Consider the following 10,488-nt stretch of genomic DNA (forward strand, 5'->3'; position numbering starts at 1 on the left):
GTCTCGAAATTAATCGTCAGACAATTGATTGACGGCTTTGCCGGCTTTTGCCTAAATGCACGTATCGCGCCGTTCGTGAGGAGATGGACGGGCGGAACGCAAGCGCTGCTGGCAAGCCGGCAAACTGCTGCGTCAACAATGGGGAGGCTTAAGGCTGGTGTCGGTTCTCGAACTCGCCAACATCTCGAAACATTTCGGCGCCATCCAGGCGGTCAACGACGTCTCGTTCTCGCTGGAGGCCGGCGAGGTCGTCGGCCTGATGGGCGACAACGGCGCCGGCAAGTCGACGCTGGTCAAGATGATCGCCGGCAATTTCCGCCCAAGCCACGGCACCATGCATCTGGAGGGCAAGGAGATTGTCATGCACAAGCCGGCGGAGGCCCGCCAGCACGGCATCGAGATCGTCCACCAGGACCTTGCGCTGTGCAACAATCTGACGGCCGCGGCAAACGTCTATCTCGGCCGCGAGCTGCGCCGCGGCATCGGCCCCTTCCGCATCCTCGACTATGCGGCGATGTACAGGCGCGCCGGCCAGCTCTTTGCCGAGCTGAAATCCGAGACGCGGCCGCGCGACTTGGTCAAGCAGATGTCGGGCGGCCAGCGCCAGGCGGTGGCGATCGCCCGCACCATGCTGTCGCAGGCCAAGATCGTGCTGATGGATGAGCCGACGGCGGCGATCTCGGTCCGGCAGGTGGCCGAGGTGCTGAACCTCATCCGCCATCTGCGCGACCAGGGCATCGCGGTTGTGCTGATCAGCCACCGCATGCCAGACGTGTTCGACGTCGCCGACCGCGTCATCGTCATGCGGCGCGGCCGCAAGGTGGCCGACAAGAAGATCGCTTCGAGCTCGCCCGAGGAAGTCACCGGGCTGATCACCGGCGCCATCGAACAGGTGGCATGACTCACGGATTTGAACGGGTGGCGTGACGCACGGTGTTCCGCGTCCCACCCCAGGAAAGGTCGACAATGGCAGTCACCCTTGACCAGACGATCGCGCAGAAGCAGCACACCTTCCTGTCGCGGCTCCTCGCCAACCAGACATTCTGGGTGGTGATCGCGGTCATTCTCGCCTGCCTGTTCCTGTCCTTTGCGACCGATTCCTTCGCCACCTCGAAGAACCTCTTCAACATCACCCGCAACGTCACCTTCGTCGCCATCGTCGCGCTGGGCATGACTTTCGTCATCATCACCGGCGGCATCGACCTGTCGGTCGGCTCGGTGCTTTGCCTGTGCTCCATGGTGCTCGCCGTCACCATGCATGCCGGCTATTCGATCGAGATCGGCATCCTGGCCACGATCGTCACCGCGCTCGCCATCGGCGCCTTCAACGGCGTGCTCATCGCCTATGTCGGCTTTCCGCCTTTCGTGGTGACGCTCGGCATGCTCTCGGTGGCGCGCAGCCTTGCCATGGTCGCTTCCAACAACACCGTGGTCTTCCAGTTCGGGCCGGACCACCAGAAGCTCCTGGCGTTGGGCGGCGGCGCCTGGGTCTTCGGCATCGCCAATCCGGTTCTCTACATGATCATCCTGGCGCTGATCACCGGCTTCATCCTGCGCTGGACCAAGTTCGGCCGGCACATCTTCGCCATCGGCGGCAATGAGCACGCGGCGACGCTGACAGGCGTTCCGGTCAAGCAGATCAAGGTCGCCGTCTACATGATCTCGGCTCTGTCCGCCGGGCTCGCCGGCATCATCCAGACCGGCTGGCTGGGTGCGGTCACCACCAATCTCGGCACCGGCATGGAGTTGCAGGTCATCGCCGCCACCGTCATCGGCGGCGCCAATCTTGCCGGCGGCGTCGGCACCGCGCTCGGCGCCATCGTCGGTGCTGCCTTGATCGAGGTGATCCGCAACAGCCTTGGCCTGCTTGGCATCAACGCTTTCTGGCAAGGCACCTTCATCGGCGGCGCGATCATCCTGGCGGTGCTGTTCGACCGTATCCGCAATTTCAGGCGCAGCGATTAGCTCCTATCGCCCAGTCTGAAAATCGGTCCGGACGGGCGATGCGAGGCGGCCATCATTCCCGCCCGCCTTGACGCGACCGCACCCCGGCCGCACTATCCTCCGGCAGGCGAAGGGAGGCCAGTCGCCTGCGGGAGGAACGATACCCATGACGGACGCGATCAGGCTCTATTGGGGCCGGTTCGGGCATGTTTCCGTGCTGAATGTCGCCAACGACTTCGTCACCCATGCCCATGGCGAGGCACATCTCATCATCTGGCTGGAAGGCACGGCAGGCGAAATGACCATCGGCCGGGAAACGGTGCGGCTTGGACCGTGCACGGCAGCCGGCATCAACTCGTTCCAGCCGCACAGCCACGCGCTGTCGCATGACGGCAGGCCAGGCCTGTTCCTGGCTTTTTACATCGACCCGGACTGGGCGCGCCGGCGCCGCGACCTGCCCTCATCGGCGCCGCTGTTCACGCAGGCCGCAATCGCGCTGGAGCCTTGGCTGCACCAGGCGGCGGCCAACCTGCTCGATCACCTGACCGACAATGAGAGCATCGACGACGTCGCCAATTACGAGATCGAGCGTTTCATCGACTCAGTGCTCGACGCAGCGGATGCCTCGGCGCCGCAGATGGCCCGCGCACGCATCAACACGATGCTCGACTTCCGTGTCCGCAAGGCGATCCAGCTGATGAAGGCCAATGTCTGCGAGCGCATCTCCTTCGACGATGTCGCCCGTTCGGTCGGGCTCTCCCGGCCGCATTTCTTTGCGCTCTTCAAGGAACAGACCAACCTGACCCCGAACGTCTACTGGAACACGCTGCGCATGGAGGAAGCCGTGCGCCAGTTGCAGTGGTCGCAGGAACCGCTGATCTCCGTCGCCTGCAATCTCGGCTTCACCACCCAGGGCAATTTCTCACGCTTCTTCCGCGACCATGTCGGCGTGCCGCCGACGCTCTATCGTGAAGCCGCTCGGGCGACGGCCTGAGGCGCCTGTTTTTCCGACTGGTTGATAGGCACTCAAGACGCATTGATAAGCACAAGCTGACCGACGGCCTTAGCCTTCGCTCGATCTTTGCAGGGGAACGAGTCTATGGCGAAAGTCACCATTTCAAGCGTCATCGACGCGCCGGTCGAGCAGGTCTGGGAGCGCATCCGCGACTTCAACGGTTTGCCCAGTTGGCATCCGCGCATGGTGGAAAGCCTCATCGAGGACGGCAAGGACGCCACCACGATCGGCTGTGTGCGCAATTTCAAACTGGTCAGCGGCGCGACCCTGCGTGAAAAACTGCTCGACTTCTCCGACGACAACTTCCTTGTCAGCTATTCCATCCTCGAAACGCCGCAGCCGCTCACCAATCACAAGGCGACGCTGCAATTGCGGCGCGTCACCGACGGCAACCGCACCTATGCGGAATGGACGGCGAGCTTCGACGCAGCGCCGGAGGACGCCGACAAGCTGGCCGAGGGCATGGGCGCCAACGTCTTCCAGGGCGGCTTCAACGCCCTGAAGGCCCATTTTGCCGGCAACAGTTGAACCGGGGAGCGCGCCATGTCGCTTGCGCTGCAGACTTTTTCGAGCGTGAAAGGCGCCAACACCGCGTTGCAGGCCCCCGGCACGCGCTATCTCGGCGGCGGTACGCTTGTCGTCCGCGCGGCCAATGAAGGCGACGTGTCCACATCCAGCCTGGTCCGCGTCACCGATCCTGGCTTCTCGCAAATCGCTGTTGCCGGCGGCAAGGTCAGGCTCGGCGCCTCCGTCACCATGGCGGCGATTGCCAGCCATCCCGAGCTTGCCGCGCTCGCGCCGGCCGCGCGTGCCGTCGGCGGGCCGGCGATCCGCAACATGGCGACCGTCGGCGGCAATCTGTTCGCCCCTGCCCCTTACGGCGATTTCGCCGTGGCGCTGCTGGCGCTGGACGCGACCGTCGTCACTGAGGACGGCGAGACGCCGATCGAGATCTTCCTGGCCGGCCGCGATACCAGCCGCGCCATCGTCACCGCTGTCGGCTTTGCATTGCCCGCGGCGGAGAGCTTCCGCTTCCTGAAAGTGTCGCGCGTCAAGCCCAAGGGTGTGTCGGTGCTGAGCATCGCCGCGCTTCTGGAACTTGCGGCCGCCGGCACGGTGGTCTCGGCGCGGATCGCGCTGGGCTGCATGGCCGATCGCCCAATCCGCGCCACGGCGGCGGAGAAGGCGCTGCTCGGCTGCAAGCTCACGCCGCGGGAAATCGCGCCGGCGCTTGCCGCCGCGGGCGAAGGCATCGCGCCGATCACCGACCCGATCGCCAGTGCCTGGTATCGCGCCGAGGTCCTGCCGGTCCATCTCGGCCGGCTGTTGTCGAATTAATCCGTGGGGGACGCGCGTCTGTTCGGTTCATCCGGGCAGGCGCGCAGGGAGGAAAAATGGCGAAAGTCCCGGTTCAATTCACGCTGAACGGCTCCGAAAAGGCCGAATTCATCGAGAGCGGCACGACGCTCCTCAACGCGCTCAGGGACAAGATCGGCGACACCTCGCCTAAGGGCGGCTGTCATCAGGGCACCTGCGGCGCCTGCTCCGTCATCATCGACGGCGAGCTGAGGCTATCCTGCCTGACGCTGGCCGAGACTTGCAACGGCGCAGACATCAAGACGACGGCCGGCCTTGCCGAGGGTGGCGTGCTGCATCCGCTGCAGCGCGCCTTCCTCGATGCCTTCGCCACGCAATGCGGTTTCTGCACGCCGGGCATGATCATGGCGGCAAAAGTGCTTCTCGACCGCACGCCGAACCCCAGCCGCGACGACGTGGTCGAGGCGCTGTCCGGCAACATCTGCCGCTGCACCGGCTACGAGCCGATCATCCAGGCGGTGCTGGTAGCCGCCCGCGCCAACTCGCAAAATGCCGCCTGAGGGAACGAGCCATGGAACTGCGCAAGGATTATTTCGCCGACGTTCGCAAGGACGGTCTCAACGAGATCGGCCAGCCGCGGCCACGGCTCGATTCGCCCGGACACGTCACCGGCAAGACTGCCTATTTCGCCGACCGGACCTTCCCGGGCATGCTGCATCTGAAGATGGTGCGCAGCCCGCATCACCATGCCCGCATCCGCTCGATCGATACGTCGGAAGCGGAGAAGCATCCGGGCGTCGTGCGCGTGCTGACCGCCAGGGACGTGCCGCACAATGTCTACACCATCCTGATCCTGATCCAGGTGGGTCCCGAGGACGAGACAGTGCTTGCCGACGGCAAGGTGCGCTGGAAGGGCGAGGCCGTGGTGGCAGTGCTGGCCGAGACCGAGCGCGCGGCGCAGGAAGCCGCCGCCAAGGTCAAGGTCGACTACGAGGTGCTCCCGGCGGTCTTCGACATGGAGGAGGCGTTGAAGCCCGGCGCCCCCTTGGTCAACGAGTATCACGGCCAGAACTATTATCTCTATGACAGCGGCGAATGCCGCAAGGTGCGCTTCGGCGATGTCGAAGCGGGCTTTGCCCAGGCCGACCACATCCTCGAACAGTCCTATCAGTCCTCGCCGATCGAGCACGCGCCGACCGAGACGACGGGCTGCGTTGTGGCGCCCGAAGGCAATGACCGCTTCACCTGCTACACCAACACGCAGGCGATGTTCTTCACCCTCGATAACGCCTCGATCATCCTGCAGATGCCGGGCTCGAAGCTGCATTTCGTCGGCGGAACGGTCGGCGGCGGCTTCGGCGGCAAGGTCGATGTCATCGTCGAGCCGATCGCCATTCTCGGCGCCAAGCTCACCGGACGCCCGGTTTCCTTCGTCTACAGCCGCGAGGAGGAGATGCAGATCTCCTCGCCGCGCGCGGCCGAGAAAGTCGTCATCAAGGACGGTGTGATGAAGGACGGCCGTATCGTCGCGCGCAAGGTGACCGGCTACACCGACGCCGGCGCCTATTCGCGCCACTCGCCCTACGGCGCGCAGAAGGGCGCCGCGCACTATCCCGGGCCCTATACGATCCCGAATGTCTGGATCGACACCTATTGCGTCTACACCAACCGCACCCCCTCCTCCGCCATGCGCGGCTTCGGCGTCACCATCGGCGACTTCGCGCTGGAAGTGCAGATGGACAAGCTGGCGCGGCTGATCGGCATGGACCCGCTCGAATTCCGCTTCATCAACGCCTATCGCGACGGCGACATGAAGGCGCATCGCCAGCCGACCGAGGGTGCGGCGCTGATCGAATGCATGCAGGAAGCCGCGCGCGCCGCCAACTGGCCGGTGGCGGAGAAATACATGGCGATGTCCTCCTACAGGAAGGGAGCCTGAGATGGCGATCCGGCGTGGACGCGGCGTCGCCGCGATCAACTATCCGACCGGCATGAACCTCGGCGGCGACCCGACCCAGGCGCTGGTCCATTCGACGCCGACCGGCAATTTCATGGTCACGCTCTCCAGCGTCGATCTCGGCCAGGGCATGAAGCAGATCATGGCGCAGATCTGCGCCGAGACGATCGGCGTGCCGACCGACCGCGTTGTCGTCGACACCGCCGACACCGACACCGGCCCGCACTGCATGGGTACCTTCGCCTCGCGCGGCACGCACCGCGCCGGCAACGCCGTCATCCAGGCAGCCAAGGAAGCCCGCCAGGTGATGCTGGAAGTCGCGGCCGAAGAACTCGAGGTGAACGCCTCTGACCTCGATACCGACGGCCAGGGCAACATCCAGGTGAAGGGTGCGCCGCAGAAATCGATCTCGATCTTCGATGTCGCGCTGTCGGCGCATTTCAAGCGCGGCCGCTCGATCTCGGGCCGCGGCATGTTCCTGATCCCGCGCTCCTATCCGGAGAAGGAGACCGGCGCGATGAAGCCGTCGACCTGCTATGCCCATGCCTGCACCGTGGCCGAGGTCGAGGTCGACGACGAGACCGGCGAAGTGACGGTCCTCACCGTGAAAAATGTCTTCGAGATCGGCCGCGCGCTCAACCCGAAGATGGTCGAGCAGCAGCTGGTCGGCGGCTCCTGGATGGGCATCAGCCATGCGCTCTACGAGACGACCGAGCCTTATTATCCGAACCGCGACCATGGCGGCACCGACTTCAACCAGTATCTGATGCCGGGGCCGGGCGACCTCGCCGAGACAGAGATTATCGTGCTGGAGCGACCTTCCGCCGACGGACCGTTCGGCGCCAAGGGTCCAGGCGAGATGTGCGCCAACCCGCAGATCCCGGCCGTCGCCAACGCCGTCTTCGACGCTGTCGGCGTGCGCATCGACACGCTGCCGATCACGCCCGAACGCATCCTGCGCGCGCTGAAGGCGCGGGCCGCGAGCTGAGGGGACAATGCCCAGCGCCGACGTCGTTGAGATCGCGGCTTCGCCGGAGGCGATCGCCGCGCGCCTTGCCGCCTCGCGCTATCTGGCCGACGACAGCCTCGCCACCGCTATCTTCCTGGCGGTCCGGCTCGGCAAGCCGCTACTGCTCGAAGGCGCGCCGGGCGTCGGCAAGACCGAGGCCGCTAAGGCGGTCGCCGAATTGCTCGGCCGCAAACTGGTGCGGCTGCAATGCTATGAAGGCATCGACGCCGGGCATGCGCTTTACGAATGGAACTATCAGCGCCAGCTGCTCGCCATCCGCCATGCCGGCGAGCACGAGATCGACATCTATGACGACCGTTTCCTGATCGCCCGGCCGCTGCTGCAGGTGCTGCGCGCGCCGGTCGAGCGTGTATTGCTTGTCGACGAGATCGACCGCTCGGACCACGAGTTCGAAGCACTGCTTCTGGAATTCCTCTCCGACTTTCAGATCAGCATCCCCGAGCGCGGCACCATCCGCGCCGCAACGCAGCCGATCGTCATCCTGACTTCGAACCGCACCCGCGAGCTGGCCGAGGCGCTGCGCCGGCGCTGCGTCTACCACTGGATCGGCTATCCCGACGCCCGGCGCGAGGCCGAGATCATCATGCTGCGCTCGGGCGACGTTGCCGAGGCGACGGCGCGCGCAGTGGCGAATGCCGTGCAGGAAATCCGCGCTCGCCCGCTGGCCAAGCCGCCGGGCATCGCTGAAGCGGTCGAATGGGCGAATGCCGCGACCATCCTCGAAAAGGGCGGCAGCCCGTGGCCGGAGGCTTTCCGTCGGGCCATCGGCGTGCTGATCAAGGACGAGGAGGATTTGTCGGCGATCGCGCCGGAACTGGGGAGGATTGTCGAGGAGGCGCTGGCGTGATGGGCAATCGCAACGCGCTAGCGCTGTCTTCCGGGGCCAATGAGCCGCGCTGGCGGGACAGCGCCCCCCTCTGTCCTGCCGGACATCTCCCCCACAAGGGGGGAGATCGGACGGCACGCCGGCTTTCGCTAGTTTCCAACGTCGCAGGATCGAGCGGCGCGCCCAAGCTGCCAATCTCCCCCCTTGTGGGGGAGATGTCCGGCAGGACAGAAGGGGGCGCGAAGGAATGAGGCGTCCGCAAAACCTGCGCCCTGCCGCCGCGCCTTTCCTCGGCTTCGCCCGCCTGCTGCGCCGCCACGCCTTCCCCATCGCCCCCGAACAAACCACCAGCTTCATGCAAGCGGTTACCCTGCTCGGCCCCCGCTCGATGAACGATATCCGCGAGGCAGCCCTTGCGACACTCGCGCCCTCGCCCGATCGCCGCGGCGAATTCGAGGCGCATTTCCGCAGCTATTTCTACGGCGACGCCAAGCCTTCGATCGAAGGCGAGGAGGACGACGAGACCCGCGTCAAGGACGATCGCGGCGCGCGCGAGGAAGAAAGACAAACCATTCGCCGGGAAAAAGGCGGCGAGCTGTCCTCGGCGCTCGAGCAGCTGAGCAGCCGCGATTTCCAGCGCGACGACGATGGCCTCGGCCCGTTCCGCCGCAAGCTCGTATCCGCCCTGCCCGCGCGCCGCTCCTTCCGCACGATCCGCACCCGCTCGCGCGGCACGCTCGACCTCAGGCGTTCGCTCAGCGAAATCGTCAGCGCCGATGGCGACATACCCTCGCCGCTGCTGCGCCGCCGGCAGGCCGTGCCGCGCAAACTGCTCCTGCTCATCGATGTCTCCGGCTCGATGAAGCTGCACACGGCCGATTACCTCAAGCTCGCGCACGCCGCCGTGCAGGGCGCGGACCGCGCCGAAGTCTTCACCATTGGCACGCGGCTCACCCGTATCACCTCGGCGCTGCGCATCCGCGACCGCGGGCAGGCGCTCGCCCGCGCCGCGGCGCTTGTCGACGATTGGGACGGCGGCACTCGCATGGGCCCGACGCTGCTCGCTTTCCTGTCGGTGCCGCGCTTTTCCGCCTTCGCGCGCGGCGCCTGCGTCGTCGTGCTGTCCGATGGGCTGGAACGCGGCAGCCATGCCGAACTGGAGATCGCCATGCGCCGCTTCAGCGCCCGCGCCTTCCGCCTGTCGCTGGCGACTCCGCTCGCCGGCGACCCGCGCTTTCGCCCGGCGACATCGGCGCTGCGGGCAATCCTGCCGGTGCTCGATGATCTGGTCGACGGCTCGTCGCTCGGGAGTCTCACCGATTTCATCCTGTCGCTCGCCCGCCCCGCCTCGGCGGCCGAGACCATCTGGAAAAGGGTATCGTGATGCAGAAAGCCGTCGACGCGCATTTTCACATCTGGCGCCAAAAGGACCAGCCCTGGCTGGTCGGCCCGATGGTGCCGCGCATCTTCGGCCCCTACGAGCCGATCCGCCGCGATTACGCGATCACGGAGTTCCTCGAGGACCAGAAAGGCTCGGGCGTCGAGAAGGCAGTCTATGTCCAGACCAACTGGGCCAAGGAGGATTTCGAGAAGGAAGTCGCCTTCCTGCAGAAGACGGCGCAAGAAACCGGTTGGCCACACGCCATCGTCGGCTATGCCGATATGACGGTCGATGACGTGCGCCCGCAGATCGACCGATTGATGAAATACAAGCTGCTGCGCGGCGTGCGCATGCAGCTGCACTGGCACGAGACTCCCGCCTTCCGCTTCGCCGCCTCGGCCTATCAGGTGATCGACCCGAAAGTGCGGAAGAACGTGGCGCGGCTGAAGAATTACGGCCTCTCCTTCGACCTGCAGCTTTTTCCCGCGCAGATGAAGGATGGCCTGGCATTGGTCGGCGAGAACCCTGAGACGAATTTCATCCTCACCCATGCCGGCATGCTGACCGGCATGGAGCCGGAAACCACCGAAGCGTGGAAGGCCGGCCTGCGCACGCTTTCGGCGGCGCCCAATTTCTACGCCAAGCTGTCGGGGCTTGGCACCTTCGTTCACCGCAACGACCCAGAGCTTATCGCCTATATCGTCGACAACGCGATCGAGATTCTCGGCAGCGACCGGCTGATGTTCGGCTCGAACTTCCCGATCGAGAAGCTCTGGACCAGCCATGCCGAGCTGATCAAGGCGCACCGCGCTGCGGTGACGCAGCATGGCCCCAAGGCCGAGGCGGACATCTTCTGGAATACGGCCGAGAAGGTGTACCGCCCGGTGTAGCGCGGCTCCCCCTTCTCCCCTTGTGGAGAAGGTGGATCGGCGCGCAGCGCCGAGACGGATGAGGGGTGTTCCAGCGGAGTGAGGCGCTGGTGTTCCCTGGAACACCCCTCATCCGTCCGAGCTTCGCT

The 10,488-nt window shown here is 65.5% G+C and carries 11 protein-coding genes; all 11 read left to right on the plus strand.

The window, feature by feature from the left end; all coding sequences use genetic code 11:
• Nucleotides 1–157: 157 nt before the first annotated feature.
• The gene (locus tag EOA28_RS12395) at nt 158–901 is read left to right on the plus strand and encodes an ATP-binding cassette domain-containing protein (protein WP_042637228.1); all 744 of its coding nucleotides are present in this window, start codon (nt 158–160) and stop codon (nt 899–901) included.
• 65 nt (nt 902–966) lie between these two features.
• Nucleotides 967–1,965, plus strand: coding sequence for an ABC transporter permease (locus EOA28_RS12400; RefSeq protein WP_042637227.1), 999 nt, complete (start codon nt 967–969; stop codon nt 1,963–1,965).
• Between the two features lie 145 nt (nt 1,966–2,110).
• Nucleotides 2,111–2,938 carry an AraC family transcriptional regulator gene (locus EOA28_RS12405; protein WP_127252306.1) on the plus strand — a complete coding sequence of 276 codons (828 nt, stop codon included), beginning with the start codon at nt 2,111–2,113 and terminating at the stop codon, nt 2,936–2,938.
• Nucleotides 2,939–3,043: 105 nt separating this feature from the next.
• Nucleotides 3,044–3,487, plus strand: coding sequence for an SRPBCC family protein (locus EOA28_RS12410; RefSeq protein WP_127252304.1), 444 nt, complete (start codon nt 3,044–3,046; stop codon nt 3,485–3,487).
• A 15-nt stretch (nt 3,488–3,502) separates the two neighbouring features.
• Entirely contained in the window at nt 3,503–4,297 is a 795-nt protein-coding gene (locus tag EOA28_RS12415; RefSeq protein WP_127252303.1) for an FAD binding domain-containing protein, read from the plus strand.
• Nucleotides 4,298–4,353: 56 nt separating this feature from the next.
• Entirely contained in the window at nt 4,354–4,836 is a 483-nt protein-coding gene (locus EOA28_RS12420) for a (2Fe-2S)-binding protein (RefSeq protein WP_127386524.1), read from the plus strand.
• An 11-nt stretch (nt 4,837–4,847) separates the two neighbouring features.
• Nucleotides 4,848–6,215: a xanthine dehydrogenase family protein molybdopterin-binding subunit gene (locus EOA28_RS40900; RefSeq protein ID WP_127253018.1), complete on the plus strand. Its 1,368-nt coding sequence runs from the start codon at nt 4,848–4,850 to the stop codon at nt 6,213–6,215.
• 1 nt (nt 6,216) lies between these two features.
• Nucleotides 6,217–7,221, plus strand: a complete 1,005-nt coding sequence (locus tag EOA28_RS40905; protein WP_126081905.1) for a molybdopterin cofactor-binding domain-containing protein — start codon at nt 6,217–6,219, stop codon at nt 7,219–7,221.
• A gap of 7 nt (nt 7,222–7,228) precedes the next feature.
• Complete coding sequence (locus EOA28_RS12435) at nt 7,229–8,110, plus strand: MoxR family ATPase (RefSeq protein WP_127253019.1); 882 nt, start codon at nt 7,229–7,231, stop codon at nt 8,108–8,110.
• A 226-nt stretch (nt 8,111–8,336) separates the two neighbouring features.
• Nucleotides 8,337–9,473, plus strand: a complete 1,137-nt coding sequence (locus EOA28_RS12445) for a VWA domain-containing protein (RefSeq protein WP_127253021.1) — start codon at nt 8,337–8,339, stop codon at nt 9,471–9,473.
• The gene (locus EOA28_RS12450; protein ID WP_189342026.1) at nt 9,473–10,360 is read left to right on the plus strand and encodes an amidohydrolase; all 888 of its coding nucleotides are present in this window, start codon (nt 9,473–9,475) and stop codon (nt 10,358–10,360) included. Before EOA28_RS12445 ends, EOA28_RS12450 begins: the two co-directional genes overlap by 1 nt.
• Nucleotides 10,361–10,488 lie beyond the last annotated feature (128 nt).

The sequence above is a fragment of the Mesorhizobium sp. M2A.F.Ca.ET.067.02.1.1 genome, assembly GCF_004023285.1.
Classification (GTDB): Bacteria; Pseudomonadota; Alphaproteobacteria; order Rhizobiales; family Rhizobiaceae; genus Mesorhizobium.

Excerpts from the sequence above, each read along its gene's own strand:
- EOA28_RS12450 (WP_189342026.1), top strand. The coding sequence starts at position 9,473 with ATGCAGAAAGCCGTCGACGCGCATTTTCACATCTGGCGCCAAAAGGAC.
- EOA28_RS12415 (WP_127252303.1), top strand. The coding sequence starts at position 3,503 with ATGTCGCTTGCGCTGCAGACTTTTTCGAGCGTGAAAGGCGCCAACACC.
- EOA28_RS12400 (WP_042637227.1), top strand. The coding sequence starts at position 967 with ATGGCAGTCACCCTTGACCAGACGATCGCGCAGAAGCAGCACACCTTC.
- EOA28_RS12410 (WP_127252304.1), top strand. The coding sequence starts at position 3,044 with ATGGCGAAAGTCACCATTTCAAGCGTCATCGACGCGCCGGTCGAGCAG.
- EOA28_RS12405 (WP_127252306.1), top strand. The coding sequence starts at position 2,111 with ATGACGGACGCGATCAGGCTCTATTGGGGCCGGTTCGGGCATGTTTCC.
- EOA28_RS12420 (WP_127386524.1), top strand. The coding sequence starts at position 4,354 with ATGGCGAAAGTCCCGGTTCAATTCACGCTGAACGGCTCCGAAAAGGCC.
- EOA28_RS12445 (WP_127253021.1), top strand. The coding sequence starts at position 8,337 with ATGAGGCGTCCGCAAAACCTGCGCCCTGCCGCCGCGCCTTTCCTCGGC.
- EOA28_RS12435 (WP_127253019.1), top strand. The coding sequence starts at position 7,229 with ATGCCCAGCGCCGACGTCGTTGAGATCGCGGCTTCGCCGGAGGCGATC.
- EOA28_RS40900 (WP_127253018.1), top strand. The coding sequence starts at position 4,848 with ATGGAACTGCGCAAGGATTATTTCGCCGACGTTCGCAAGGACGGTCTC.
- EOA28_RS40905 (WP_126081905.1), top strand. The coding sequence starts at position 6,217 with ATGGCGATCCGGCGTGGACGCGGCGTCGCCGCGATCAACTATCCGACC.